Source organism: Jatrophihabitans lederbergiae (genome assembly GCF_031845305.1).
GTDB lineage: Bacteria > Actinomycetota > Actinomycetes > Mycobacteriales > Jatrophihabitantaceae > Jatrophihabitans_A > Jatrophihabitans_A lederbergiae.
The window spans coordinates 1-26,371 of record NZ_JAVREH010000045.1 but is presented as its reverse complement, the minus strand read 5'-3'; the positions used below and the strand labels follow the sequence as shown (position 1 = coordinate 26,371).

The 26,371-nt window shown below is 68.9% G+C and carries 29 protein-coding genes and 3 pseudogenes; 18 read left to right on the top strand and 14 right to left on the bottom strand.

Annotated elements, in window-relative coordinates:
* Window positions 1-710: 710 nt before the first annotated feature.
* The 9 genes and pseudogenes from RM423_RS26280 to RM423_RS19775 form a co-directional block, all read right to left on the bottom strand.
* Window positions 711-875: pseudogene (locus RM423_RS26280) on the bottom strand (IS1380 family transposase); the annotation flags it as partial.
* A 660-nt stretch (window positions 876-1,535) separates the two neighbouring features.
* Window positions 1,536-2,597, bottom strand: coding sequence for an Acg family FMN-binding oxidoreductase (locus RM423_RS19810; RefSeq protein ID WP_311424777.1), 1,062 nt, complete (start codon window positions 2,595-2,597; stop codon window positions 1,536-1,538).
* Entirely contained in the window at window positions 2,594-3,577 is a 984-nt protein-coding gene (locus RM423_RS19805) for a hypothetical protein (protein ID WP_311424776.1), read from the bottom strand. The genes RM423_RS19810 and RM423_RS19805 overlap by 4 nt, the downstream gene beginning before the upstream one ends.
* On the bottom strand, window positions 3,574-4,311 hold the full coding sequence (locus RM423_RS19800) for a cytochrome b N-terminal domain-containing protein (protein ID WP_311424775.1): 738 nt from the start codon (window positions 4,309-4,311) through the stop codon (window positions 3,574-3,576). Before RM423_RS19800 ends, RM423_RS19805 begins: the two co-directional genes overlap by 4 nt.
* Window positions 4,298-4,489, bottom strand: coding sequence for a hypothetical protein (locus tag RM423_RS19795; RefSeq protein WP_311424774.1), 192 nt, complete (start codon window positions 4,487-4,489; stop codon window positions 4,298-4,300). The genes RM423_RS19800 and RM423_RS19795 overlap by 14 nt, the downstream gene beginning before the upstream one ends.
* A gap of 55 nt (window positions 4,490-4,544) precedes the next feature.
* Window positions 4,545-5,441 carry a slipin family protein gene (locus RM423_RS19790; RefSeq protein WP_311424773.1) on the bottom strand — a complete coding sequence of 299 codons (897 nt, stop codon included), beginning with the start codon at window positions 5,439-5,441 and terminating at the stop codon, window positions 4,545-4,547.
* Between the two features lie 3 nt (window positions 5,442-5,444).
* Window positions 5,445-5,939, bottom strand: coding sequence for a universal stress protein (locus RM423_RS19785; protein ID WP_311424772.1), 495 nt, complete (start codon window positions 5,937-5,939; stop codon window positions 5,445-5,447).
* Window positions 5,940-6,217: 278 nt separating this feature from the next.
* Window positions 6,218-6,817 carry a hypothetical protein gene (locus RM423_RS19780; protein WP_311424771.1) on the bottom strand — a complete coding sequence of 200 codons (600 nt, stop codon included), beginning with the start codon at window positions 6,815-6,817 and terminating at the stop codon, window positions 6,218-6,220.
* A gap of 197 nt (window positions 6,818-7,014) precedes the next feature.
* Entirely contained in the window at window positions 7,015-7,818 is an 804-nt protein-coding gene (locus tag RM423_RS19775; RefSeq protein WP_396327802.1) for a GAF and ANTAR domain-containing protein, read from the bottom strand.
* 226 nt (window positions 7,819-8,044) lie between these two features.
* Here RM423_RS19775 and RM423_RS19770 point away from each other — a divergent pair.
* A pseudogene (locus RM423_RS19770) lies at window positions 8,045-8,245 on the top strand (phosphoketolase family protein); the annotation flags it as partial.
* Here the strand turns inward: RM423_RS19770 and RM423_RS25870 are convergent.
* From RM423_RS25870 to RM423_RS19755, 4 genes and pseudogenes are all read right to left on the bottom strand, one after another.
* Window positions 8,242-8,427: pseudogene (locus RM423_RS25870) on the bottom strand (glucose-6-phosphate dehydrogenase); the annotation flags it as partial. The pseudogenes RM423_RS19770 and RM423_RS25870 overlap by 4 nt on opposite strands.
* Window positions 8,428-8,630: 203 nt before the next feature.
* Entirely contained in the window at window positions 8,631-8,795 is a 165-nt protein-coding gene (locus tag RM423_RS19765) for a DUF3040 domain-containing protein (protein WP_311424768.1), read from the bottom strand.
* 115 nt (window positions 8,796-8,910) lie between these two features.
* Window positions 8,911-9,324 (bottom strand): PRC-barrel domain-containing protein, encoded by a 414-nt coding sequence (locus tag RM423_RS19760; RefSeq protein ID WP_311424767.1) that lies wholly within the window; start codon window positions 9,322-9,324, stop codon window positions 8,911-8,913.
* A gap of 559 nt (window positions 9,325-9,883) precedes the next feature.
* Window positions 9,884-10,189: a hypothetical protein gene (locus RM423_RS19755; RefSeq protein ID WP_311424766.1), complete on the bottom strand. Its 306-nt coding sequence runs from the start codon at window positions 10,187-10,189 to the stop codon at window positions 9,884-9,886.
* Window positions 10,190-10,546: 357 nt separating this feature from the next.
* On the opposite strand from RM423_RS19755, the gene RM423_RS19750 reads away from it, so the two are divergent.
* Window positions 10,547-10,699 (top strand): hypothetical protein, encoded by a 153-nt coding sequence (locus tag RM423_RS19750; protein ID WP_311424765.1) that lies wholly within the window; start codon window positions 10,547-10,549, stop codon window positions 10,697-10,699.
* Between the two features lie 525 nt (window positions 10,700-11,224).
* Here RM423_RS19750 and RM423_RS19745 read toward each other — a convergent pair.
* Entirely contained in the window at window positions 11,225-11,557 is a 333-nt protein-coding gene (locus RM423_RS19745) for a hypothetical protein (protein ID WP_311424764.1), read from the bottom strand.
* A gap of 631 nt (window positions 11,558-12,188) precedes the next feature.
* On the opposite strand from RM423_RS19745, the gene RM423_RS19740 reads away from it, so the two are divergent.
* The 16 genes from RM423_RS19740 (at window position 12,189) to RM423_RS19665 (ending at window position 26,020) form a co-directional block, all read left to right on the top strand.
* On the top strand, window positions 12,189-12,620 hold the full coding sequence (locus RM423_RS19740; protein ID WP_311424763.1) for a winged helix-turn-helix transcriptional regulator: 432 nt from the start codon (window positions 12,189-12,191) through the stop codon (window positions 12,618-12,620).
* A gap of 119 nt (window positions 12,621-12,739) precedes the next feature.
* Complete coding sequence (locus tag RM423_RS19735; RefSeq protein WP_311424762.1) at window positions 12,740-13,372, top strand: hypothetical protein; 633 nt, start codon at window positions 12,740-12,742, stop codon at window positions 13,370-13,372.
* Window positions 13,373-13,806: 434 nt separating this feature from the next.
* Window positions 13,807-14,376: a hypothetical protein gene (locus RM423_RS19730; protein WP_311424761.1), complete on the top strand. Its 570-nt coding sequence runs from the start codon at window positions 13,807-13,809 to the stop codon at window positions 14,374-14,376.
* Between the two features lie 33 nt (window positions 14,377-14,409).
* Window positions 14,410-15,126 (top strand): hypothetical protein, encoded by a 717-nt coding sequence (locus RM423_RS19725; protein ID WP_311424760.1) that lies wholly within the window; start codon window positions 14,410-14,412, stop codon window positions 15,124-15,126.
* Window positions 15,123-16,001 (top strand): hypothetical protein, encoded by an 879-nt coding sequence (locus tag RM423_RS19720; RefSeq protein ID WP_311424759.1) that lies wholly within the window; start codon window positions 15,123-15,125, stop codon window positions 15,999-16,001. Before RM423_RS19725 ends, RM423_RS19720 begins: the two co-directional genes overlap by 4 nt.
* A complete protein-coding gene (locus RM423_RS19715; RefSeq protein WP_311424758.1) occupies window positions 15,998-17,326 on the top strand; it encodes a CpaF family protein in 1,329 nt (442 codons plus the stop codon). Before RM423_RS19720 ends, RM423_RS19715 begins: the two co-directional genes overlap by 4 nt.
* Window positions 17,323-18,225 carry a type II secretion system F family protein gene (locus tag RM423_RS19710; RefSeq protein ID WP_311424757.1) on the top strand — a complete coding sequence of 301 codons (903 nt, stop codon included), beginning with the start codon at window positions 17,323-17,325 and terminating at the stop codon, window positions 18,223-18,225. The genes RM423_RS19715 and RM423_RS19710 overlap by 4 nt, the downstream gene beginning before the upstream one ends.
* Window positions 18,222-19,115 carry a type II secretion system F family protein gene (locus RM423_RS19705; protein ID WP_311424756.1) on the top strand — a complete coding sequence of 298 codons (894 nt, stop codon included), beginning with the start codon at window positions 18,222-18,224 and terminating at the stop codon, window positions 19,113-19,115. Before RM423_RS19710 ends, RM423_RS19705 begins: the two co-directional genes overlap by 4 nt.
* A gap of 27 nt (window positions 19,116-19,142) precedes the next feature.
* On the top strand, window positions 19,143-19,334 hold the full coding sequence (locus tag RM423_RS19700) for a hypothetical protein (protein WP_311424755.1): 192 nt from the start codon (window positions 19,143-19,145) through the stop codon (window positions 19,332-19,334).
* Between the two features lie 23 nt (window positions 19,335-19,357).
* Window positions 19,358-19,825 carry a TadE/TadG family type IV pilus assembly protein gene (locus tag RM423_RS19695; RefSeq protein ID WP_311424754.1) on the top strand — a complete coding sequence of 156 codons (468 nt, stop codon included), beginning with the start codon at window positions 19,358-19,360 and terminating at the stop codon, window positions 19,823-19,825.
* The gene (locus RM423_RS19690; protein ID WP_311424753.1) at window positions 19,822-20,307 is read left to right on the top strand and encodes a TadE family protein; all 486 of its coding nucleotides are present in this window, start codon (window positions 19,822-19,824) and stop codon (window positions 20,305-20,307) included. Before RM423_RS19695 ends, RM423_RS19690 begins: the two co-directional genes overlap by 4 nt.
* A gap of 53 nt (window positions 20,308-20,360) precedes the next feature.
* Window positions 20,361-20,774: a hypothetical protein gene (locus RM423_RS19685; RefSeq protein ID WP_311424752.1), complete on the top strand. Its 414-nt coding sequence runs from the start codon at window positions 20,361-20,363 to the stop codon at window positions 20,772-20,774.
* A 12-nt stretch (window positions 20,775-20,786) separates the two neighbouring features.
* Complete coding sequence (locus tag RM423_RS19680) at window positions 20,787-23,819, top strand: BTAD domain-containing putative transcriptional regulator (RefSeq protein ID WP_311424751.1); 3,033 nt, start codon at window positions 20,787-20,789, stop codon at window positions 23,817-23,819.
* Window positions 23,820-24,089: 270 nt separating this feature from the next.
* Window positions 24,090-24,875 (top strand): hypothetical protein, encoded by a 786-nt coding sequence (locus RM423_RS19675; RefSeq protein ID WP_311424750.1) that lies wholly within the window; start codon window positions 24,090-24,092, stop codon window positions 24,873-24,875.
* 37 nt (window positions 24,876-24,912) lie between these two features.
* On the top strand, window positions 24,913-25,053 hold the full coding sequence (locus tag RM423_RS19670) for a hypothetical protein (RefSeq protein WP_311424749.1): 141 nt from the start codon (window positions 24,913-24,915) through the stop codon (window positions 25,051-25,053).
* A gap of 55 nt (window positions 25,054-25,108) precedes the next feature.
* A complete protein-coding gene (locus RM423_RS19665; protein WP_311424748.1) occupies window positions 25,109-26,020 on the top strand; it encodes a hypothetical protein in 912 nt (303 codons plus the stop codon).
* The last annotated feature ends 351 nt before the right edge of the window (window positions 26,021-26,371 follow it).

Sequence of the window (26,371 nt, the reverse complement as noted above, 5' to 3'; positions counted from 1 at the left end):
GCCTTCGGCACACCCTCCGCCGCCAGCCTCCTGATCAGCGCCCAGTCCTCCAAAGTGATCACACTCCAATCGTTGAGTGCTCACTTCTCACCGCCGAAACTGTTCAGTTTTCGAGCGCCGCCGACACACCCCGAAGCTGACCGTGGGGGTCAGCACACCGGGACCGCAGCGCGAGGAGCAACCCGCCCCCGGGCTATGAGCAGCCCCAGATCGCGAGTCGATCATGACGGCCACGCTCGTTCTTAGACCAGCGGCACGCTCCAGCCGAACACACGGTCCTGCGGTAACCAACCCGCGCATATCAGCCTCGACCACGCGTCGTTCCCCGACACGCTGGACCCCGACAGCCAACCCCCACGGTCTTATCAGCCTCTCCCGCACGCCCGAACATGACGACGTCCTCACCGACATCAAGGCCAAGCCGTCCGGGTGGCCTACAGCCAGCCTTGACCCCGGCTCCGGGCGCCTCCAAGCGCAGCGAGCGGGAGCCCCCTGATCACCTCGTCCTGACCAGAAATGATCAAGGACCGATCCACCCTGCGCACCTTGACAAACGTCGCTCCATATCAGCCCGGATGCACCGCGGGGTCTGGTGATCTTGCGTAGCTGATCTTCGTTTTGGTTGGGGGGTGTTGGGGCGTAGTCGGGCCGCCGGTCTGCTCGGCGTTTCCACTGATGTCTCCGGTCGGGCCTGATGGCGGTGGACGCGTTCATGCTGGGGCTGGTGGTCCGGTCGCCGCGGTGAACAGTCGCTGCCAGTCCCCGGCCCAGGGCCAAGCGGCGGGCAGCCGCAACGTGCCGCGCCGGGCGGAGCGGGTGACGCGGGCGGCGACGCTGATCAGCTGGCGGCGGACGGTGGCGGTGGTGGCTTTGGCGATCAACAAGACCGCGGCACCGAGGAGCGCAGCGATGCCGGCGATGCCGGCGATGCCGGCCACAGTGCCGAAGGCGTACGCGTTGAGCAACAGCCCGCGCAGCGGCTCGCCCTTGAACATCGTGTCCACGGTGGCGCCCAGCTTGGTGTCAGCGGGATTGGTGTGGGCCTGGGCGCTGAAGTCGGCGTAGGTCCTGCCACCGCCGACCTCCTTCGGGTGCACGGTGAATAATGGGTCGGCGTAGGTTTCGGCCTGCGCGCCGGTGGTCAACTGCTTACCGGCGTACTGGCGCATCGCAGCACGGTCGGCGCCGGCAGTCACCGGACTGCCCTTGGCCGGGACGTGGATCTGCTGGGCAGCGAGCTGGGTGTGTGCCTGGTCGGTGACCAACTGGTGCGCCCAGGTCAGCAGCGAACCCGCGACGATCGCGCTGGCCGCGAGGGCGAGCCCCAACCAGCTGATCAGAATGTCAAGCATTCTGCGGTGCATGGCTGTTCCCTTCGCGGTAGCGACGGCCATCGAGGTCTCGGTCACCGGCTCGGGTGGCGTGTCCTCGCCCGGCTCCGGACGGGTGGGGTTGCTGTATGAGAAGCCCTCCTTCGTTCTCGAACCGACCGATCGGATCGTCATACGCCGCTTGTGGTTCGGTTGGCACCAGGATCAGCGGGTCTGGGCAACGTCGAGCTGGTCAGCGACCGGTCGCCGGGGAGAGCGGCCCCGTGCCGGCTGGCCGGGGCGGGGGTAGCCGATCCGCAGCATCATCTGCGGATAGCTGGTCCAGCCCATCAAGGTCTGGACCCGGGCTCGGAAGGCGAGCAGATCGACGGCCTGGCTGAGCGGGCAGCTGGCCAGCCCGGTTCGTTCGGCCTGCAGCATGAGGCGCATCATCGACCCACCCGCGGCGAGCTGCTCGCGCGGCGTGTCTGACTCGGTCAGCACGACCGCGATCAGGGGACGCTCGTCGACGTCGGCCTGGATCTGCTCGCGGCCCGAGAGGCCGACCTCGAAATCGCGCAACGGTACGTCGGTATGGCGCGGGTGCCCGGCCGAAACGTGAGGTATCGCGGAGCTCGGAACGCCCTCGGTGTGCACGTCGGCGTCGCGCAGCCAGCGGGTCATCTCGGCGATGTACGCGGCGTCTCGTCGTTCGACCCGGTCAGCCCAGCTCACCGCGACGGCAAGGTTCAGCTTCTCGTCCTCACGGACCGGGAAATGGGCGTAGACGCCTTCCCCGTCGGCCGCGGCACGGAGTGCCTCGACCACGTCGTCGCGAACGGCACCAGGCTTGAAGGGGCGCCGTTCGCTGTATCGGCGAGCCGCCGCTGCGAGCATCTCCCGTTCTGCCGCGGTGCTCTCGTGCGGGTGCGGGTCGGTGAAGCTCGCCAGCAGGTCAGGCTGATCCGGATCGGGCAGCCGCTCGATGTGCAGCAGCCATCCTTCGCCGGCGAACGCAAGCTCGGCCAAAGCCAGCGCTGCCCCGCAACTGATCCGCAGCGAGTGACCGTCTGGGTCCGCGACGCGCAGCTGCCGGTCGCGGTCTGCGCGCAACTCCAGCCGGTCACCATGTAGTCGCCACGTCCAGGGTTGGGTGTTGTGCAACGACGGCGCCCGGCACGCCATGGCGACGACCCGTGACACGAGCCTCGGATCGAATGCCTCACCGGGGTTGGTTCGAGTCGCCGGATCAACTCCGGCTGCCCGACGCGACTCAACCCCGCTCACGAGCTGTCCTGCGCTACCCGTGGGCCCGCTGCTCGGCTGGTGCTAGGTGCGCGCCAGATCAGTCGATGCACGCCGAGGTGGCGGGGCAGCGCGCGCAGACCGGGAATGTAGGGCACGAAGATGAAGGCGAGGGTCAGCGCCGCCATCAGTCCCCAGACCAGGGCGTCGGCGTTGCCTGAGGTGGAGAACGGTTTGATCTGGTACCAGAAGGTGTAGAGCCACATCCAGGGCTGGCCGGGGTAGTTGCCGGTCTCGTTCATCATCCCCCACTGATCGCCACCGAGATGATCGGCGCGGGCCTGGTCTTGCAGGTAGGCGCCGTCGGCGAGCAGCAGCAGCGGCTTGGTCTCGTTGCTGGCATAGAAGGTGTTCGAGCTGGTGAGCAGGCCTTCCAGGCCGCCGCCCGCAGCGACGGTCAGGAACCGACCGGCGAGGGCAGGGACGGGTCCGTAGGAGCCGGGCTTGACCTCGGCTGGGTTGCCGTCCCGGACGGCGGCGAGGGCGTCGGCGTAGGCGCTGGCCCACCTGGTCTGCTGCTCGCTGCTTGCACCGGTCCAGGTCTTGAGCGCCGCGGTGAGAGCCGGGTCGTTTCGGATCGATTGCAGGGGGGAGAGGACCAAGTCGCGGGCACTGTCGATCGGGATCCGAACTCCGGCCCACCGCTGCAACGCCAACGGGCCGAGGTCCTGTCCGGGGCCGGCGTGGTTGTAGGGCGCCCCGTAGCTGGCGCTGGTGCTCGTTCCGGCCAGCTCCGCGGTGGCGGTGGCCACGACATCAGCTGGCGCCGCCTGCGCCCAGCTTGTGAGGGTGAGCGCCTTGCGGTCAGGGGAGGAGAACACGGCCGCGAGCAGCACCGTCAGGGCGCCCATCACTACCAGCGCGACGACGAACTCCTTCACCAGGTCATAGGGCCGCGTCGGGAACAGATGCGAATCAGGTGTCCGGTCCCGGCGGGAGGAGGGCTTACGTATCGCCGTCATTGTGGGCTACCCGCCGGCTGTACGGCGCCCTGAACTGCCTCGCTCGGCATCGGCGTCGGCCCGGTCGGCACTCGCTGCTCAGTCACCGGTGCGGCGGTGGGGTTCGCGGCGGTGGGGGGCTGCGCGTCGAATGGTGGCACGACGCCGTGGCGGCGGACCAGGATCACGTGCAGCACGATCAGTACGCCCACGATCAGCGGCAGGAGCATCACGTGCCATAGCAGCATCTGCCCGGTGTCCAGGACGTTGAAGACGGCGCCGATGCCGACAGCGTTGAGGCCGTCTTTCGCTTGCCCCGCGGTCCACTGTGAGTCGAAGTTCGTCTGGGACAGGTAACCGGTGAACGCGGTGCCGATCGAGCCGAGGAACGCAACCGCACCGGTCACCCACGTCAGCCCGCGTTTGCCGCGCCAGGCCGCCATGAAGAACTTTCCCCACAAGTGGATGACCATGCAGAAGAAGAACAGCTCCACACTCCACAAGTGGGTCGAGTTCACGAAATGCCCGGCCGAGGAGGTGTGCCACCAGGCCGCGCCTTTGAGGGCCAGCACCAGCCCGGAGCCAATCACGTACACGAACGCAGCCAGACAAGCGACGCCGAAGACGTAGATCCAGGACCGCACGTAGGCCGGTTGCCGATCAGGTAGCAGCTGACCCGCGGGGACGGTGCGGCCCAGCCGAGTCCGGAGTCGAACCGTCCAGCTCCGTGACAGTTGCTGATCAGTCCTGGACATGAGGCGTCTCCCTTGAGGCCTGCTCGTCGTCATGGCTGCCCGGGAAGGGCAGCACCAGTGCCAGCGCGAACACGATGAGCATCAACACGATCACGATCAGGTTCGCCAGCGAGATCTGGATGACGCCCCAGTGCAGGAAGTGCGCGTGTCCCCCGAGCAGGGCGCCTGCGGCGATCACGAGGAACGCCCGATAGAGCAAGAGGACGGACGTGTCATCAGGACCTCCGGATTGCTCACCGGGGCTTGCCGAGCGGAACAGGCGTCCCGTTCGCCGCTGCGGCCCCGGGTGCAGCGGCGGTGAGGGGTGCAGCGGCGGTGACGAGCGGGGCGGTCGGGGCGCTCGGGGCGGTCGGGTTCGCGGCAGCCGCCTCGCGGGCAAGGAACGACCCGAGCTCGGCGATGGTGGTCATGAGCGGCGCGGGGAACACGACGGTGGTGTTCTTGTCGACGCCGATCTCGACCAGGCTCTGCAGGTTGCGCAGTTGCAGGGCGAGGGGGTGAGCCATCATCGTGTCCGACGCATCGCCCAACGCGGCGGCCGCCAGGGACTCCCCTTCGGCGTTGATGATCTTCGCGCGCTTCTCCCGCTCGGCTTCGGCCTGACGGGCCATGGCGCGTTTCATGCTCTCGGGCAGCTGGATGTCCTTCAGCTCTACCAGGGTGACTTCGACGCCCCAGTCGACGGTGGTGACGTCGAGGATCTTGCGGATGTCGAGGTTGATCTTGTCGGTTTCGGACAGGGTCTGGTCCAGGGTGTGCTGGCCGACGACCTTGCGCAGGGTGGTCTGGGCGATCTGGTCGATCGCCGCGCGCACGTTCTCGATCGCCACGACGGACTTTTCCGCATCGATCACCTTGAAGTAGGCGACCGCGGAGACATCGACGCTGACGTTGTCGCGGGTGATGATGCCCTGGGACTGGATCGGCATGGTCACGATCCGCAACGAGACCCGGTGCAGTACGTCGACGAACGGGATGATGAGCCGGAACCCCGGTGCCCGCTCACCGATGACGCGGCCCAGCCGGAACAGCACTCCCTGCTCGTACTGCTTGATGATCCGGACCGACATCGCAGCGCCAAGCAGGAGCACTACGACGACGATGATGACGATGGTGACGAGAATGGTCATGGGTCATGCCTCCGTTCGGGAGGGCGGCGGCGGTGGGGGTGTTGTGCCGTGCACGACCAGCACCGGGCACATTGCGTGTTCGGTGCAGGCGGCGCTGACCGAGCCGAGGAGCAGGCCGGCGAATCCGCCGTGGCCGCGGCTGCCCACCACGAGCATCCGGGCACCCGCGCTTACCTCGAGCAGAACCTTCGCGGGGTTGCCCTCGAGCACTGTTGTCAGTAGTCCAGGTGGGCTTTGTTCGCCGAATACCTCATCGACGGTCGCAGTGAGGATCTTGCTGGCGTCCTGTTCTGGGTTCCAGTCGGCTGGCATCGCCGCCCACCCTGCGCCCATCGCTCCCCAGTCGGTGAACGGATGCCAGCACATGACCGCCTCGAGCGTGGTGCCTGTTGCCAGGGCCAGGAAGTGTGCCCAGCGCAGCGCGTGCTTGCTCGGCTCCGATCCGTCGACGCCGACAACGGCGCGAGCGGTGCTGGCGGCGCCTGGGACGGGATTCACGGCTGCCGCATTTCGACCATCGGACGGAGCCAGCGCGGCGCGGTCGTGAGAGTGAACGCCGGGGCGAGAATTTTATTCGGCCTGACAGCGAGCGGAGCGTTCATGGTGTCCCCGGGGTGCGGTGGTCACCGGCGTGTTCGGCGCGGAGCTGGCGCTCGCCGAGTTCAGCGGCGGACAGCTGATCTCATCCCGGACTGGCTGATCTTCTCAGCCTCCTCAACGCTACACCCCCGTGCTGCCTGACGGGTCGGCGCAGATGCGAGCGTGAGGCCTGCCTGTCAGGCGATGTCGAGGTCCGGGTCACTGTCGGCGACCGGAATCGTGGTGAGGATGTGGCTCGCAGCTTGGTGTCGATCCGTGCCCGAGTCGGCGGCGCGCGCGTCAAGTTCCAGTTCGGCCTGGTCGAGGGTGTAGCCCCGGCCGATGAGCACCCCGACGGCCTGATTGATCGCTGACGCCGCCTGCAGTGTGGCCGCCGAGCCGGCATCGACGTGGACACTCAGATGCTGATCGAGGCTGACGTCAAGCCGGCGACCGGTCATCCAGCACAGGTCGGCCGCAAGATCGACGAACGCCCCAGGGACACTGGCGAACAGGACCAGTGATACGCGAGGAACGCAACCGTCATGCCCGGCACTCGCCGGGACGAGCACGAGCGAGGTGCGGATGTCACCAGCCTCGACATCGTCCTTGAACGCGGTGCACGCGCTGGGTGGATCGGTGCGAGCGATGATCACCATCAGGCCGAGATAGGACGCCACCGCCGCCGGGGCGCGGGCCGCCAAGTGGAGCAGGCTCTCGGCGACATCAGCGCCCGGGTCGTCGAGTGCTTCGGTGAGGATGGCCAGCTCGGCGGCCAGGGACGCGTTGATGTTCACGAGGAGTCCGCTCCACGGGCGCTCCCGAGCGCAGGCTAGGCCAGCCAGACGCCGCGCACAACAGGTCGCCAGTGCACGGTGAGGAACCCCAGACGCGAGTCAGGACCCGGCCCGTTACCGTCCCCCGTCGCAACCGTACGCGGCGCCAACTGCCACGCGACAGCGCAAGCTGACGGACCCGGCCTCGGCGAGCGAGCTCAGGGCTGGCTGTGGCGGGCGCGTGCACGCCGAACCGCCTCGTCGACGATGTGCTGGGCGACGTCGGCCAGCTTGGTGTGTTCGCTCTGACTGAGCGCGCGAAGCCGGCCGAATGCCTCCTCGGCGGTGCCGCCGCCGCGTCCCCGCAGCAGGCCGATGGCTTGATCGATCACCGGCCGGGTCGACAGCGCGGTCTGCAGCTGGACGGTGAGCGCCAACGCCTGGGCAAGTATCTGGGCGTTGTGCACCGAGACGGCCGCAGGCTTGGCGAACAGCTCTCCGAGTTCGGCGGCGTGCTCGTCGAACACGTCCTTGCCGTGCGCGTAGACGTTGATCGCGCCGACCACCTGGCCGGGCAGCAGCAACGGCAGCGACAGCGCGCTGTGCACACCCAGCCGGCCGACCCGGGGACCGAACCGCGGCCACATCCTTTCCCCGCCCAGAGACCCAGAACGCACGGTGCGCCGCTCCAGAGCAGCGGTGATACACGGCCCCTCGTTCAGGGTCACGTACTGGATCTCGTCAATGTCTTCGACGAACGGTGCACTGGCCGCCAGGGCCTCGATCCGGTTGTCCGTGCGGTCCACCCGCAACAGGGTGACCCCGGCGCCATCCGCGCCGGGGATGGCGTGGGCCGCGAAGGTCGCCACCTGAACCAGGAGCTCTTGTAACCCGAAAGCGCCCGTGACCAGACCGGCCAGACCTGCGAGGCTGGCCTGCAGATGCGCCGCATCCTCGCCGGCCTGCTCCGCGGTCGGCGACCCGTCTGCCTGATTGTCGGCATCGAGAGCAACGCCGGTCATCGCGGTCCCTTTCACTCACAGTGCTTGCCGGGCTCAACGACGGCCCGCGACGGGATCGCCACGATAGTGCTCGGTTGACTATAACCGCGCCGGAGAGTTACCTGAGCGGTGCTGAGACCTGCCGGTCTGGACCGCATTCGTTCGCACCTCGCGCCGCGAATTCGGGAGCGTCACGCTCACCGCCCAGAAGACGTCGCTTTGGCATCGCGTCCCATCTGGACCACGGATGACCGGCACCCCCACCCCCCTTGTCCTACCTGACGAGGCGGCCAACGGCCGGCCGCGCCAGCAGCCGCTCATCGACGCGGACCTGGCGCTGCTCGATGCGTATTGGCGCGCCGCGAACTACCTGTCGGTCGGGCAGATCTACCTGATGGACAACCCGCTGCTCGCCGAGCCGCTGCGCCCGGAGCACATCAAGCCACGGGCACGCTTCACCAGATGATCGATCGGCATGTCATCGGCAGCGACGCCGATGATCGGGGCAGTCGAGCAGTTTGCGGCGCTCGAGCCGGTGGAGTGCGCGGAAGGTCATCTTGCGGGCCAGATTCCGGTAATACCGAAGACCACCAGAACGTCAGCCGCTCCAGTGTGGTGATTAGAAGTCATCCGTCACCCTTGACTCCGTCGGCGCGGCCGCAATCTCAGCCCATCAGCCGATCTCGTGAGATTGCGGCGCGCGCTGGGGCCGTTGACGGCGCCGGTGCAGTTGACTGTTCGGCCCTTCGCTCGCCAGCAGGACGCTTCGTGCTCATCGGGGTCTCCTGTATTCAAGCGACCGTGACTCAGCTGCGACGGTGCGGCCAGGGCAATCAGCTGCGGAGACCTCGATGTGCCAACCGGACCGGCAGCGGTGCCACCGCAGGGTGCAATTCAGCGGTCCAACGCTGGAACTGCAGCACCAGGCTTGGGTCGGACTCCCGCAATACGCTCTCGAACTCGGCCAGCACCCGCCGGTCATGCTCGGATAGTCGCATCGCATGTCACCTCGTTCTCCAAGCTGGGTTGCCTGTAGCGACGAGCCGGGCAAGGACAACCGGTCGGTCGACCGCGTCGCCACGCCCGATCCGTGGCGAGACCGCCATCTTTCGTTCAGAGCATGAAGCCCGGATAGGCGTAGCCGGCTCCCCAGTACGACGCAAAGGCGTAGTGGTTGTAGATGTCCTCGTGGTAGGCGCGCTCGTTGATCAAGGCGGGTTCGTAGCCCGGTGCTGCGGCGACATGGTCGCGCGTCTGGTTGATGAAGACATCGTCCTCGGTGATTCGGGTGATCGCGTCGACCGGAATGAACGACTTGATTTCGCCGATGCCGAGGAACCCGCCATGCTCGATGAGCATGAAGCGGACCTTGCCTTCGCTGTCGTCGATGAGCAGATCGTGCACCTTGCCGACGTCCTTGCCGTCCTTGTCCTTCACTTTCCGTCCGCGGATGTCGTTAGCCGCACCATCGATGATCTTGTCGGTGTCGCTCAGCTTGCTGAGGGTGTCGTTGTTCTGCGTTGTCATTGGAACTCCTGTTCCTGACCGGTGGATCGTGGGTGATAGAGAGGACATGTTGGGTGGTGGCGCCGTCGGCCCGGTGCTGAAAGCCGAGGACGCTCGTAAGCGCACCGCGGTCGCTGCGGGCCAAGACCCGGATGTGGTCGGCGCGAGCGCAGCGATTGACCTCACGCAACAGGCGGAGCCTGTCGGCGACCGGAAGATCAGTACCGGTGAAGTCGACGACGACCACGGATCCTGCCGATCCCGGGACCGGACAGACTGGACGGCGGATGAACCGAACTCGGGCATCGGGCACACCTATCCGGGTGCAATCCGCGCCGCAGTCGTTCCCCAACATGCTCAACGTCGCACCCAATGTCAGTACCGACGGCGCGCACCTGTCTTCGTCGTCGTTCTGAGCGAAGCGTCCATGGTGATCCCTGCGAGCGAAGGTCATCGGTGTGTTCGGCGCGGAGCTAATGCTCGGCGGGGTCAGCGGCGGACGGCTAACCTCATCCCGGACTGCTGAAAGTCTCAGCACCACTGAGCCTACGCCGCTGCGCCCGCCCACGTCGAGGTGCGTTCACGGGGAGACCCACGAGTCGGTCCCTCCCGGTAGCCGACCCGGTAAGTTTGGCCAGAATGGCTCTCGCGCTGATGTGACGGTCCACGTCGAGGCGCGCCGCCCGGGCATCGAGTTCGCGATCGGCCCGCTCTGTGTGTAGCCGTGCCCGATCAGCACCCCGATCGATTGATTGGTCAGCGACGCTACGGCCAGACCGCTGGGCGTGTCCGCTTCCGTGGACAGGGTGCGGTGCTCGTCCAGGACGAACTCGGCCAGGGTCCGGCCGGTCAGCCAGGCCAGGTCCGTGGCTAGGTCGATGAACACGCGATGTACCCGGTCGACCGCGCGGCCTATACGTCGCCACCGCAGACAGCGCCGGCGTTGGGCATTGCAACTACCGGTTGCTCGCCGAGATTCTCACCAGCTACCTCGCCAGCCACACCAAGCAACCCCGTCGAGCGAGCAGCGGTCGAAGCCGGGCAGGCGTGCGGCGATTCCTCACCGCACGCGCTGCGCGCTCCGGCAGGTCAGCGCAGCGACGGCAACCCGCCGGCTGGTGGCAGCGTTGGACGACATCGGCTTCGAGCCCGAGGCAGTCAGCAAGGGACGAACCCGACAGATACTGCTGCATCACTGCCCGTCCGCGAAGCGGCCGCGAACAACCGTGAGGTCGTCTGCGGCGTGCACCTCGGGCTGATGCAAGGGCTGCTCTCCGAGCTGAACGCCCCGATCACCGCGCACCAGTTGGACGCGTTCGTCGAACCCAGCCTGTGCATCACCCGCCTCGCCGCACGCGACAACGACGGTGTCCGCATTCATCGCCGTGCAAGCTGACTGGGGCCGCGGATCTGGACTCGGTCTCGCCTGTGCGAACAAGCTTGCGGGCGCGCGTATCCAAATCAGTTAGTCGCCGATAATGGTATTATCGGCTCGAACGTTTGGTCGATGCAGAAGGGCTTAGTTGGAGTCTCGGCCGCCTTGTTCCAGCGCTTCGACTCGGCGGCGTAGAGCTACGATGTCGTCGTCTGGTCGACATGACACGTAGAGCCCGTAACGGGAGCGTCGTTGTCACGCGGCCGGGCCTGACCGTCGGGGTCGATCAGGCCCAGACGCTGGCCGACACGGGCGAGACCGCTGGGCCCTCCTTCACAAATGCGCCGAGGACAAGGCGGTTACGCAGACGCATCGCGAGCCGCCGGTGCTCGCAGTGCCAGCTATTCCCCAAAGCTCGGCAGCTGGCTGCAATAGGGCATTCGCGGGCCACAATGTGAGCTGTTACTCGGGTGATGTCCTCAGTTGGAGCGATGCATGGCGAGAGCTCGGTCGAAGGGGTGCTAGCCGGCGTGGTGCCGTAGTGGATCACCTTCCCGTCCGCGGCCGGCTTACATCCCGTTCGAGTTCTTCGGCTTGCCCGGCGGCTAGGAGTAGCGCGGCGGCCAGTTGGCGGGCTGTGCCGGAGTGCATGATGGCCACGAACCGGCCGTTTATGTGGGGCGGTTCGTTGATGACCCGTACCAGATGCGGTGCGTCGAGGTCGGACCACTTCGCCGCCAGATCAACCGTGATGTCCACCGTCTTGTCCTGCTCGCTGGTGGCGACAGCTTGCCGGGCGATGGGCCGGGAAACGCAGAAGAGGCCGTGCCCGCTACGGTCGGGGTCGAGGTCGCAGAACGGCGCGTGTCGGCGGCTCACGGTTGCGCCCGCCCGGCGCGCGTGCGGCCGCACGGGGACTGGACCTCGTCATCGGCCGCGAGGGCGATCAGGCGGGTTCCGCCGAGGCTGCGGCATTCCCAGGGGTATCGGTCCAGGCACGTGCCGAGGCGGCACGTGTGCTCCGGGTGCCGGCCGCGGTCTGCAGCCGGGCGGCTCGGTCGGTGGTGGTTACTCTTCGCCATGGGTCGTACTCCTATGTACGTAGGTGTGCGATCAAGGCCTCGGTCGGTGTTGGTGCACCGGCCGGGGCCGCCCTGGGTCATCGCCAGCGGCGCCCAGGGTGTGTGTCGTATGGATGTGCTGCGGGGCGGGCTCCTTCGGCCTCCTTGCTGGTGAGGGTAGCGGTGCACGACCATACGCAGCAGGCCGCGAAGTGGGAAGCGAGCGAAAGCGATATCCCTTGGGCTTACAGGGTTTCGGACATCCCTGACTGCATGGGGACGGCAAGGCTGCTGGGCCGAGTGCCGGAGCAGGGTTGTGAGAGGACTGGGAGCGTCGGCCATGGCTCTGCCACCGCGTCGGGGTCTTCCGGTCAGTGCTCCGCCGTGTGTTTCACATACCGATCGTGAGGTTTTGTAAGCTGTGGTGCTGGGCTGCCGATGAGAATGTTGTGGCTCCGACGTGTCCAGCCGGCTTTCTGCGTGATTGGTACGACGCGCGGGCGCTGTTGGCTGCTGAGTGGACGCCTGCCATCGTTCTCGCGCTGCTGGACGGGCCGCTGCAGTACAAGGACATCCTCGCCGCAGCCGGCGCGGCCCGTCCCGGGCTGCGCTGGGGCGGGCGGCACCGGCAGTTGCACGAGAGCATCCTGAGCCGAAGCCTGCACGCCCTGACCCGCGACGGGCTGCTGGAACGCCACGAGACGCCGGGCACATTCCCGCCGAGGGTGCACTACTGCCTGACGGATGCGTGCCGGGAACTGGTCGAGGCAGTCACACCGCTTGCCCAGTGGTCAGCCCACCATCGCGAGCTCATCCACCGCGCGCAGTCACGGCGCGCCCGGGCCGACCGACCGCGCCAGTCGAATCGAGCGACGTCCTAGCCAGAAGATCGTCTTCGTGCGCATACACCTGTTGAAGTGAGTCCTATGCCGGGTGTAGACGTTATGGCGTATCTCTTCCGGAGATGATCCGGAACGGGCGGTCGGAGGACGGGGACCCGATGGCTGATGACCTAGAGCTGCCACGCGCGGCACGCTGCGCGGTCGGCGCTGCGGTGGGGCTCGTCCTGCTGACTGTCGCGGGGTGCGGCCACTCACATTCCCCAACTCCGGTGGCGAACCCGACGACGCGCCTCCTCTCTACTCCAGCGCTCACCGCGAGTACCGCCCTCACCGCCCCGACGTCTGCAACTCCAACGCCGTCGGTGGTCCCGTCCGCGGTCAGTGCCCGGGCCGCTGCCGTGGCCAGCTACCTGGCGATGTGGCGGGACTTCGCCGCTGCCGGGCTCACCTCGGACTGGCAGTCACCCGCGCTGTCGACGCACGCGACCGGTGACGCTCTCCTGGTGATGTCTCGGGGCTTGTATGCCGACCACTACAACGGCCTGATCACCAAGGGGCATCCGGTCCTCCATCCGACCGTCACCAAAGCCACGCCTGCTGCATCGCCGACGACGATCCTGATCTCAGACTGCGGGGACTCCACCCACTGGCTGAAGTACGTCGCCAAGACCGGCAAGCTCGAAAATGACGTTCCCGGCGGCCGTCAGGCGATCACCGCAGAGGCGAAGAAGCAACCTGAGGGAAGCTGGAAGGTCGATCGGTTCGCGGTCGAGGGAGTCGGGTCATGTTAAGACGTTTCGCGCTCACGCTTCCTCTTGCCGCGGCGCTCGCGATCTTCGTCTGCCAGACCCCGGCGTTCGGCGATGGCGGTTGGGGAACGGTGGATTGTTCGCAGCATCCGTATCCGGGTTGCCGGTTGGGTGCGGGGACTGGTGGTGTTCAGCCGCGCAGCTCGGCCCCGGGTGGGGGTGGTCGGTGGGTGGGTGACTCGCCGGGCAGGGGTGGTCATGGTTCGGGTGGCGTGGATTCGGATCGGTTGCGGTGTTCCTATGTCCGCAGCGACTATCGGCCGCCGGCCGGTGGTGGGGTGGTGGTAGCCGCCGGGTACGTGGAGCCTGCGCTCACCGCCTCGCCCGTGGTTGTACCAGTGCCCGTGGTTGTGCCAGTGCCCGTGGTTGTGCCGGTGGCGGCCGTCGCGAGGCCGGGTTCGGGTGGGGCTTGGTATGTGTACAGGTGCTCGGGCAAGGGCGCGCGGGATGCGATCTACCGGCCGCCGGTGTTCATCCCGGCCGCCCCGGCCGCCCCGGGGGCTGCGCTGCCGGATCCGGCGGCGTTGGCGCAGCAGGCGTATGACCAGCTGCGGCTGCCGTCGCCGGCGATCAGGTTGAGCCCGGCGGGGCGGCAGCTGGTGAAGCTGCCGACGTGGTTGTGGCTGGACCGTGCCGGCTGGGCGGCGAGTTCGGCGACGGCGTCGGTGCCGGGTGAGTCGGTGACCGCGATCGCCACCCCGACGAGGGTGACATGGCAGCTCGGCGACGGCAGCACGCTGACCTGTACCGGTCCCGGAACCCCTTATCGCGTAGGTATGAATCCGGCTGCCGGGTCTCCGGACTGTGGGCACACCTACACGCGGTCCTCGGCAGGGCTGCCGGGGTCGGCGTACGTGGTGACCGCGACCGTGCACTGGTCGGTGACGTGGGCCGGCGTCGGGCAGGCAGGCACGTTCGCCGGGCTGTCCACGACGGCGACGGCCGCGGTGCCGGTCGCCGAATCCCAGGCACTCAACAGCAACTAACAGCCAGTAACCAGGGGACGGGGGTCCATAGGGGTGAGCACGACAACGACGCCGCGACAGGCGCCGCGCAGAGCCGGCGCGGGGTGGGGCACGGCGGCCGGCTCGGGGCCGGTGGTGCGCCCGCCGGGCCGGCGCCGCAGCCCGGCCCATCTGGGGTTGGGGGCGCTGCTGGTGGTGGTGTGCGCGCTGGGTTTCGCCGTGGCCGTGACCCGGATGGACCACCGCGCCTCGGTGCTCGCCCTCGCCCGACCGGTGACGGTGGGGCAGGGCCTGTCGGCCGCTGACCTGCGTCCCGTGCCGGTGTCGGTGGGGGCCGGTGTGGACAGCATCCCCGCGGCCGACAGCGCGTCGGTGATCGGGCGGTCGATGGCGGTGTCGCTGCCGGCCGGGGCGCTGCTGACCCGCGCCGAACTCGGGACCGCGGCGATCCCGGGTGCCGGTCAGGCGATCACGGCGCTGGCGGTGAAGCCGGGGCAGTTCCCGCCGGAGCTAATGGCTGGCGCGCACGTGCACCTGATCGCCACAGCCAGCACCGGCCAGCAGGCCACTGCCCCGACCGGCGTCCCCCCGACCGGCGTCCCCCCGACTGGCGTCCCGACGGCCGGGTGGGCGGCGACCGTGACCGGCGTGCAGGCACTGGCCGACGGTCAGGGCAGCGTTATTACGGTGCTGCTGGGCCAGGCCGACGCGGCGCGGGTCGCGACCCTGCCGGCGGGCCAGGTCGGCGTCGTTGTCGTGTCGGGCGGGTGAAAGCCCGAATGTTGATCGTGCTGGGATCGGTGAAGGGCTCCCCGGGGGTGTCGACGTTCTGCCTGGCGCTGGCGGCGCGCTGGCCAGGAGCGGCCAAACGAGTGCTGGTGGAGTGCGACCCGGCCGGTGGTGACCTGGCCGCCCGCTATGACCTGGCGCTGTCCCCGGGGCTGGTCAGCCTCGCCGCCGCGCGCCGTGGCAGCGGCGCTGCTACCGGAGCCGACGGTGAGTCGTTGTGGTCCCACACCCAGGTGCTGCCGGGCGGGCTGCGGGTGCTGGTGGCACCGCCCGGCGGGGAGCAGGCCCGCGCGGCGCTGGCCAGCCTCGCCGGCACCGGCGCCCATCCGCTGGAGCAGGCCGCGGGCGATCCTGGGCTGGTCGTAATCGCCGACGCGGGCCGCCTCGACGCCGGGTCGGCGGCGCTGGGCCTGGTCCGGGCGGCCGACCAGCTGCTGCTGCTCAGCCACGCCACCGCCAGCGACCTCGCCCACCTCGCCGCCCGCATCGATGAGGTCAGCGGCTGGAGCGGGCGGGCCGGGCTGCTGCTCGTCGGCGGCGGCTATCCCGACGCCGAGGTAGCCCGCGAGCTCGGGATGTCGGTGATGGCCCGCATCCCGACCGACCCGGTCGAGGCTGCGACCCTCAACGGCCGCACCCCGCCACGGCGTCGCCCGTTCACCCGCGCCACGCTGAGCCGGACCGCTGGCCAGGTCGCCACCGTGCTCGCCACCTCACGCCAGCTGCTGTCCCGACCAGAACCCAGCACCGCCGCCGACGCCGACATCCCCGTTCCTGGCGAGCCAAGCTCGCCTGGCGTTGCCGAGCCGGCGCCGAGCACCGTGGCATCGCCGGTGCTGAACGGGCGGCTGCCATGACCGCCACCACCTCCACCACGGCCGGGGCGGAGCGGTTGCGGGCCCGGCTGCGCACCGAGCTACCCGCCCGGCTCGCCGCCCACACCGACACCGCCGCGTCAGCACCGGACCAGCGGCGCGAACTCGCGCGCCGGCTGGCGATCGAGATCGCCCGCGCCCACACCGAGGCCGAGCTGATGGCCAACCGGCCACTGCTCGACAATGCGACCGAGCAGCGGATTGTGACCGAGGTGCTGGACGAGACGTTCGGCATGGCCGGGCTGCAACCCTTGCTGGATGACGAGTCGATCGAGAACATCAACGTCAACGGCTGTGACCGGGTGTTCGTCCGTTACGCCGACGGCAGCCGCGCCCAGCTCCCGCCGATCGCTCCCAGCGACGCAGAGGTGGAGCAGCTGGTCCGCACGCTGGCCGCCCGGGCTGGTTCGGAGGAGCGCCGCTTCGACCGCGGCTCCCCCGCGGTCAACCTGCAACTGCCCGACGGATCCAGACTGTTCGCCGTCTCGGCCGTCACCGCCGGTGGGCGGCCGGCGATCGCGATCCGCCGCCACCGCTACCGCACCGTCACGCTGCCCGACCTGCGCCGCCTCGGCACCATCGACCAGCGCCTGACCGGGTTTCTGACCGCGCTGGTGCGTGCCCGGAAGAACCTGCTGATCACCGGCGGCACCGGCATCGGCAAGACCACCCTCCTCCGCGCGCTCGCCTCAGCGATCGAGCCGTCCGAGCGGCTGGTGACCATCGAGGACGCCTTCGAACTCGGCCTGGACACCGACCCCGCACACCACCCCGACGTGGTCGCGCTCCAGGCGCGGGAGGCCAACATCGAAGGAGAGGGCGCCATCTCGCAAGCCGAGCTGGTGCGGTGGGCGCTGAGGATGTCACCGGACCGGGTGATCGTGGGTGAGATCCGCGGCCCCGAGGTGGTGCCTATGTGCAACGCCATGTCCCAGGGCAACGACGGGTCGATGGCGACCCTGCACGCCTCCTCCTCCCGGATCGCGTTCACCCGGCTGGCCGCCTACGCCGCCCAAGGACCCGAACGGCTCCCCCTGGAAGCCACCAACCTGCTCATCGCCTCCGCGGTGCACTTCGTTCTCCACCTCGCCTCCACCCCCGACGGAACCCGGGTGGTGTCCTCCATCCGGGAGGTCATCGACGCCGACGACCGCCAGATCGTGTCCAACGAGATCTACCAACCCGGACCCGAACGCCGCGCCACCCCCGCAGCACCACCGCGGAGCGAGACCGCCGACGAACTCATCGCCGCCGGCCTCCACCCCGGCATCCTCAACACCACAGTCACCGGCCGGCGGCCACGATGACCGGCTGGTCAGCGCTGGCGGCCGTGCTGGGCGTCGGGACGGGGCTGGGGTTGTGGCTGATCATCCGAGGCTGGCGTAGTAACCCCGCCGGGCAGGGAGGAACGCTGTCCCGTCGCCGGATCAACCTCACGGATCGGAGCTTCCTCCTGCGGCTACTCGCCTCGCTCGGTGCGGGTGTGTTCGTCGGTGCGGTGACCGGCTGGGTCGTCGGAGCGCTCCTGGCCGCCGTTGGGGTGTGGGCGCTGCCGCGCGTCCTCGGACCCGACCGGGCCAACACCGCCCGCATCGCCCGCTTCGAGGCCGTCGCCTCGTGGGCGGAAATGCTGCGCGACACCCTGTCGGCCGCCGCGGGGTTGGAGCAGGCGATCCTGGTCACCGCACCCCTCACACCGGACGCGATCCGCGACCCGGCCACCGCAGCCGCCGCACGGCTGCGGGACGGGCACCGGCTCGCGCCTGTCCTGCGCGGGCTGGGTGAGGAACTGGCTGATCCGACCGCCGACCTCGTCCTCTCCGCACTCGTGTTGGCGGCGGAGCAGCGGGCCCGTGACCTCGGCGAACTCCTCGGCACCCTCGCCGCCGCCAGGGAGCACGCCGCGCTGCGGATGAGCATCGCCGCCGGACGCGCCCAAGCCCGCTCCGAGGTCCGCATCACCGTCGGCGTCACGATCACGTTCGCCCTCGGACTCCTCCTCCTCGACCGCCGCTACCTATCCGCCTACGACACCAGCGCCGGTCAGCTCGTGCTCCTCGTCGTCGGGGCGCTGTTCGCGGCCGGGTTCGCGCTCACCGCGCGGATCGCCCGGATCAGCGAACCAGCCCGATTCCTCCACACCGACACACCACACGACGACAACGGTCTCGTCGAGGTCGCCGGTGAGGGGGTGTGGTCGTCGTGATCACCTCCGTGCTGCTGGGTGCCGGATGCGGGCTCGGGCTATGGGCACTGGTGGTCTGGGCCGCCCCACCCCGACCACCCCTGGCCGCTGTGCTGGCCCGGTTGCACCACCAACCCGAACCAGCACCGATCCTCAGCGCGGATGGGGGCGGGTGGGCGGCCCGCGCCGGACGCCGCCTCACCCCCGCGTTGCAGGCGCTCGGCCTGCCCGGCACCAGCCTGGGACGTGACCTGGCGGTGCTGGGACGTGACGTCGACGCGCACCTGGCCGAGAAAGCCACCCTCACCATCCTCGGACTCCTCACCCCCACCGCTCTAGCGGTCCTGATGGCGCTGCTCGGTGCCTCCCTGGACCCGGTAATGCCGGTACTGCTCGCAGCGGGGGGCGCCGCGCTCGGGTTCCTCACCCCGGACCTGCGGGTGCGGGCCGACGCGAAGCAACGCCGGGCGGACTTCCGCCAGGCCCTGTCGGCCTACCTGGACCTGGTGGTGGTCTCCCTCGCTGGTGGCGCCGGCGCTGACGGCGCCTTGACCGACGCTGCCACGGTCGGGCACGGGTGGGCGTTCACCCAGCTGCGCCGCGCCCTCGACGTCGCCCGGCTCACCCGGATTCCACCCGCCACCGCCTTGGCGCGGCTCGGGACCGAGATCGGCAGCCGCGACCTCGCCGAACTCGCCGCCTCCCTCTCCCTGGCCGGGACCGAAGGCGCCCGCGTCCGCAACTCCCTCGCCGCACGGGCGAAGTCGCTGCGCACGCACCTGCTCACCGACACCGACGCCGCCGCCAGGGCCGCCACCGAACGCCTCGGCCTGCCCTGGGGACTGCTGTTCCTCGGCTTCCTCATCTTCCTGGGCTACCCAGCCCTGCACCAGATCCTCACCGGCCTCTAGCGCGACCCGCACCGAAGGAGAAGACCCATGCTCACCGTGATCGCAGTCCTCTGGACGCACATCCGATCCAACGTCGCCCAGATGCGGGAGGATCCCGAGGCCGGGTACTCCACCGAAACCGTCGTGGTCACCGCGCTGCTCGTCGCGCTAGCCCTCGCCGCAATCGGCACCGTCATCTACAACAAGGTCACCGCCAAAGCCGCCGGCATCAGCCTCTGAACCAGCAACCCAATTCACTGATCGTGGCTACCAGGCGCACCGACCGTCACCCACCACCCCGCACCCAGCGGAGGCGACGCTGGCCGGTGCCGCTGCGCCGGGCGTGCGCCGGACAGGACGGCGAGCGGGGCTCGGTGGCCGCGCAGGTCGTGATCGCCATACCGCTGCTGGTCATGCTCGTGCTGCTGATCGTGCAGTTCGCGCTCGCCGCCTACGCCGAACACATCGCCCAAGGCGCGGCCGACCAAGCCCTCGACACCGCCCGCACCCTCAACGCCACCAACGCCGACGGGCAGACCCAGGCACAAGCGGTGCTGGCGCAGCTGGCCACCGGACCCCTCACCCACCCGACCGTGAGCGTCACCCGCGACGCCACCACGGTCACCGTCACCATCACCGGCCTCACGGAGACCCTCGTCCCCGGCGTCACCCTGCACGTGCATGCCGAGGCATCCGGGCCGATCGAAACCTTCACCCCGGACAACCCATGATCCGCACTCGCGAATTCTCCCGTCCGGCCGGCGGCCGCGGGCGTCCCGCGCGGCGAGTCTCCGCAGGGCGCGGCGACCACGGGTCGGTGGCGGCGGAGATCGCGATCGCGGTCCCGGTCCTGGTCTCGGTCCTGCTGTTCGTGAGTGTCCTGGTCGCGCGCGGTGTCGATGCCCGGCTGCGCCTGGACGACGCCGCCCACCAAGCAGCCCGCGGGGCCAGCCTCACCCGCAACCCAACAGCTGCCACCCTCGCCGCCCAACAGGCCGCCACCACCGCCCTCGCCCACGCCGGCATCGACTGCGCCGATCCCAGCGTCGCGATCGACACGAGCGACTTCACCCCCGGCGGGGTCGTCACCGTCACTGTCTCCTGCCGGCTGGACCTTTCCTACGCCGCCGCGCTGCTGGCGACCGGTGACCAGCGCACCCTCACCGCTACCGCCTCGTCCCCGATCGATGTCTACCGAGCGGTCACCCCATGAGCCCACAACCAGCACCGCGACCTCCCGCCCGATGGACAACCCTGCGGCAGCGGATGTCCGGTGATGAGGGGATGGTGAGCGCGTTCCTGCTCGCCGCCATGATCGGTCTGTTCGCCGTCGTCGGCCTCGGCCTGGACCCCGGCGAGGCCTACGCAGCAAAGATCAAGGCGATCGGGCAGGCCGAGGAAGCCGCCCGCGCCGGCGCCCAACAACTCGACCTCCTTACTTACCGCGCCACCGGCGTGTTGCAACTCGACCCGGTCGCCGCCGAGCAGGCCGCGCAACGGTTCCTCACCGCCGAAGGCCAGAGCGGCACAGTCATCGCCACCACCACCCGGGTCACCGTCACCATCACCACCAGCTACCGCACCCAGCTGTGGCACCTCGCCGGCATCGACACCATCGCAGTCCACGCCACCGGCACCGCGATACCGCAACGCGGCATCACCGGCCCCGACAACCCCTGACCGGACAAGCCCATGACCCTGAACCGCTACCCACCGACAGGCACCCAGCCGCCTTTCGCCGTGCGCGCCGTCCTGCGCCTGGGCCGCGTCCTCGCCGGTCTGCTCGCGACGGGGTTGCTGGTCGCGTTGGTCGCGGGGGTCCCGTACGGGTTGTGGCATTGGATTGGCTGGCCATTACCCCACCACGTGCCCACCACCACCAAAGTCAAGGACACCCTGACCGGGCCGTTCACCGACCAGATCCTGCTCGACACACTCGCCTGCCTCTGCTGGATCCTCTGGGCCGTCTTCCTCACCGACCTCGCCCAAGCCCTGCCCGACACACTCCACAACACCCACCACCCACACACCGCCACTGCACCGCCCCGTATCGATCACCAGCCGGGACCGCTGCGCGGCCTCGCCGCACTGCTCCTGACCGCCATCGTCGCCGGGCTCCTCAGCCTGCGACCACACCCAGCGCTGGCTTCCCGCAGCGCGGCACCACTCGCGGCACCGCGACCCGGCATCGTCGCGACCGCCCAGCGGCTGGAGCGGGTAGCTGTCCCGATGGCTGCAGACACGATCCCGAGCGGTGCGCGCACCGTCGTCGTCCAACCCCCGCACGACGGCATCCACGACAGCCTCTGGCGCATCGCCCAGCGATGCCTCGGCGACGGCAACAGATGGCCAGAGATCTACCAGCTCAACAAAGGCCATCCGCAACCCAACGGCGGCACGCTGACTATGCCATCGTTCATCGAGCCCGGGTGGGTGCTGCGCCTGCCCACCGGGTCAGAAACCACGTCACCCCCGTCCATCCATCCCGCTCCGACAGCACCGGAGCCGCACCCGCCTTCGACACCCCCTGCGCTCCCAGCACCACCGTCGGCTGCGCCTCAGCCGACCCACGCCCCACCGCTTACGACACCCGCGTCCGCGCATGAGACGCCCGCGGTCCGGACGGCAGGCTCCCACCACGGGGTGGATCTCGGCAGCGAGGTGTACGTCAGCCTCGGCCTGGCCAGCGCAGTCAGCGCGGCCCTGGTCGTCGCGCGACGACGCCGCCGCCGCTTCTACATACCCGGCAGCGGTCGTCGTGACGATCTGCCCGTCGCCCCGGTCGTGCGCAGCCTGCACCTCGCTCACCTGCGTGCCACCGACCCCGGGGCCAGCAACCTGAGCCTGGACGGCGGCACCAGCACCGGCGTGGAACCCGGCGATGATTCGGAGCCCGAGCAGGACAGCCCCGCTGGCACCCCGAATGGGTTCGCGGCGCTACGACCAATGTCTGCGGAGTCGGGCCAGGCTAGGGCACCTGCGCAGCCGGCCGGTTCGATGCGGGAACTGCCGGCGGGGATCGCGGCCGGACAACTGATGGCGACCGATCTCGCGGCGCTGCAGAGCCTCGGACTGGTCGGCCCCGGAGCCCACGACGCCGCGCGGGCCCTGATCCTGCACCTGATCACCACCACCGACGTGTCCGGCGGTCCGATTGTGCTGGTGCCGAACCAGGACGCCGCGATTTTGCAGCTTCCCGGCGAGCAGCGGCTCCCCGCACGTCTGCGGATCGTCGCCGACCTGGACGCCGCACTCGATGACGCCGAGACCGCCATCCTGCGGCGCGCCCGGCAGGCCGCCAACCCGAGCAGCCCACCGATCACCTCTAACAGCCCGGAGTCTGGCGGGGTCGTCGTCGTGGCGTCCGCGCCGGCTGACCAGAGACGGCTGCAAGCCATCCTCGACATCACAACAAGCGACGCGCCTGGCACTGGCGGGGAGAGCGGCTCCGTCGCGACCGTGGCAGCGATCCTGCTCGGGCAGTGGCGCTCCGGCGCAAGCCTGTACGTCGCCGCCGACGGCACTGTCACCGCGACCAACCCCGGACCAGCCGAACCGCTGCGCGGGGCACGCTTGTTCCACCTGCCCGCACCGCACGCCGCCGACATCCTCGACCTTCTCCGAGCCGCAGACGCCCCACGCCGCGATCCCGACCAGCAGACGATCCCGGTGGCCTTGTCCCCTGACGAGAAGGCCGCGTCGGCGGCTCGGCGCGGTGCGGACGCCCCGACCGCCGCCCAGCCACCCGCGCGATACACAAGTCGTCCGACGGCCCCGGCGGAGCCGAGCGCGCAAACGTCGACGCAACGCCAGAACTTGCACGGAGGCCCAGCACCCACGGATGCGGCCGGGAAAGGCGCGGGCGCACGACCGTCCACCGTCCTCGACGAGCGCCGCCACCAGAACGGATGGCACGATGCGGCCTCGCTGAGACTGGCCGTCCTCGGTCCGCTACGCCTGATCTGGACTCCCATCACCGACACCGCTGAAACTGGGACAGCTCGTGTATCCGCGACACCGCTCGACATCACCGGCGCGTTCAGCCCGCGGCTACGGGAACTGCTCGTCCTCCTCGCTCTGCATCCCGACGGAATCACCCGGGACCGACTGGCCGACACGCTCTGGCCCGACACGCCCGCCGGGCGGCCCTTCGCCACGTTGAACAAGAACCTTGCGCGGCTGCGCCGTACCGTCACCGACGCGACCGGCGGACAAGTCCGGGACCTTATCGTGACCGCCGGGGACCGACACCAACTGGACCCCGACGTGGCGGCGGTCGACTTCCGGGCATTCAGCGACGCACTCACGTCCCGTCGCACCGCGGTCGACGACGAGCAACGAATAGCCGCCTACCAACGAATCACAGCCGCCTACCGCGGAGAACTCGCAGACGGCCTAGCCGCCGAATGGCTGGAGACCCCGCGCGAGGCAGCGCGGAGAGACGCAGTGGACGCCGCCACCAGCCTGGCCCGCCTCCTCATCCCGACCGACTCCCGGGCAGCGCTGGACCAACTCGAGATGGCGCGCACGTTCGATCCCTTCAACGAGGCGATCTACCGCGACATCATGAAGGTGCAACGCCGCTTCGGGCAGAGCGACGCGATCGAACGCACCTTTGCACTGCTGACGATCCGGTTAGCCGAACTGGAAGAAGCCCCCGAACCCGAGACGGTCGAGCTGGTCAGGCGTCTGGGCCAGGCTGCCCCGGGTCAGAACACCGGATGACATCCGAACCTCGCCGGGCCGCGTATCTGGACCACGATAATTGAGCACGACCGCGCAGCTTCGGCCAAAGCTTGGCGAGCCTGTGCCTGCAGAACTACTGTCTTCCGAGCTCCAGAACGCGCGCGGCATGTCGGCGGCACTCAGGATGGATCCGCAATCCGCTCCATAATCGTCGTTCTGCGCGCGGGCGTCGGTGACGGGCACCGGCGCATATGAGTCGCTCGACGCGGCTGGCCCCGGAGCCCAGGAAGGTCACTACTGTTGACCTTCGTGAGTGAGCAGCAGGCGCTCGAGGCTATCGAGGCGACGTTCGCGAGAGTCGACGAGCTTCGGAAGCGGTTCGCTATTGCTCATCCGCCAGCGCCGGGGAGCGTGTTCGACGCCGACGACTCGACGATGCCGCGCATGCGACTGAGCGAACTTGCACGCACATCTTTGGCGCAGGCATGGGACCACTTCGACCTGGTCAAACTCATTATCGAGTCTCGGCGCACCTTCGTGGCAGCGACCGGCAGCGTGCTTCGGGGTGCGCTTGTCGCTTCGGCACAGTCGCTGTGGCTTGTCGAGCCAGACGATGCACTCCAGCGCCGTGAACGAGGTCTGTTCGCCGCGCAGGAGTGGTACGAGCGCCGTATTCAGTATCAGAACGAGATGGCCCCGGACCTCGATGCCGGGCAGCTCGCGCAGTCGCAGAAGCAGCTGGAGATGCTCGCTCAGGACCTGGCGGCGGTGAGCGCCGCACGCGGCAACAGCAACCGGATCTACACGACCGACATCATCCGCGAAGCAGCCCGAACCCGGTTTGGAGCTGAGCATCTGGTGCGCGGGGCAGTCGGCCACTGGCGTCGCCTTGGCGGCGATGCACACGCGGTCGGGTGGCAGCTGATGGTTCAAGCGGTCACATGGTGGCCGTCGCCGGATCCCGATGGGCTCTCCAGCGCCACAGTGACCGGCACCCTGTCCAACATCGCGGAACCATACCTCGCTGCCTGGCACATGTTCGGCGCCGCAATCATTCGATTCGACGCACTGTCAGCGTCACCGGATCAGCAGTAGTCGCGGTTCGTTCCACTCCTGGACGCTGCGGCTCAGCATGGTCGGCGGCGAGACTACCATCGGCGTTCGCACCCCCGGGGAGCTGCCGGCTCCGGCAGCACGCCAGGCGCTGTTCTCGCTCGCGATGGCCGTCCTGTCGCGACTGCTGCAGAAGGCAGCAGGTCAGGGACGGCACTAACAGCAGTTACGGCGCGGCGAGGCCGGCCGTCGCTCCTATTGTCTATGTTGCGCCCATGACGGTGACGACCTCAGGCTGCTCAATCGGTGCCGATGCGTTAGCAGCAATCAAGGCGGGGCTGGAGGCAGCGAACGTCGATGCCGACGTCGTCGTGGCCGGCAACTTCGTCGCGACCATACGGCAACTGACCGGCTCATGCACGTACCACGTGGACCGGGGCGCGGGAGTGGTCGGTGCCAAGACGGTGAACGCGCCGGGCGGGCCGACCATCGTGTTCAACTACGACATTGCCTCGCAGACGCCCGCACCCGAACTCGAACGTCTTGCCGCGCATGAAGCCGGGCATGTCCTGCTCTACGGCCGCGCTGAGCACGTCAGCGACTACCAGCATCTGGTGACCAACGAGGCGGACTGGCACCTGCTGTGCGTGGCTAGCTTCGCCGCGGAGGAGTTCCGGATCGAGTCAGCTCTGCCTGCGTTTGGGTATCAGCCGTGGACGGCGGATCCTGCGCAACACACGGTCGACGCGCTCGCAGAGCTGAACTACCAGGTCATCTCCTCCGTACTTGGCGAGCCGACGGTGGAACAGATGCGCGATAAGGTGCTGGCCGCGCAAGACGTGTTCTCAAAGGTGCTCGCCTACAGCGCCGGCGCCCACGTTTCGGGCGGGCCGATGAACGTGCAGTCGCTGGCCGGTGACGCCGCCGCCGAATGGAACGACCTCGTTGGTGAGAGCTGGGAGAACCGTCTCAAGCTGTGGCGATCGCTCCCGGACGCCTGGCATGCGACAGCCGAGGGTCAGTGGCCGGGCACGCTCGTCGCCGGACTGGCGCTGGAGCGACAGTTCTTGGAGCGTCTGGGGTTTCACTACGAGCTGACCGACGAAGGTTTGCTGTTCGCGCGAACCGGGTCCGACGAGCTGTTCAACCAGCGCCTGGAACGCGCACAGCGCGATTTCCCCGAGTGACACCAGCGCCCACCACGCCCGGCAGCCACGGGCGACAGGCGACAGGCGACAGGCGACAGGCGCTGATGCTCATTGGGTCCGGCCAGTGCACCGTCCTGTGACACGCGCGGGCTTGACCGCCATGTGGGTCCGGGCTTGCTCCAGCGCGCATATCGGCCGCGCTGTAGTGCGCGGCTCTGCGAGCGGACGCACGCAGATTCGGCGATCTGCGCCCGGTTCCAGATTAAGAGCTCGTTTCAGAATGCGGGGCGGGCAGTTTGCGTAGGCAGATGAGGGCGCAGGCGAGTTGCATGAGGCCGAGGTGGAGGTCGGCGCGGATCTCGTAGCGGGTGCGGAGTCCTTTGAAGCGGT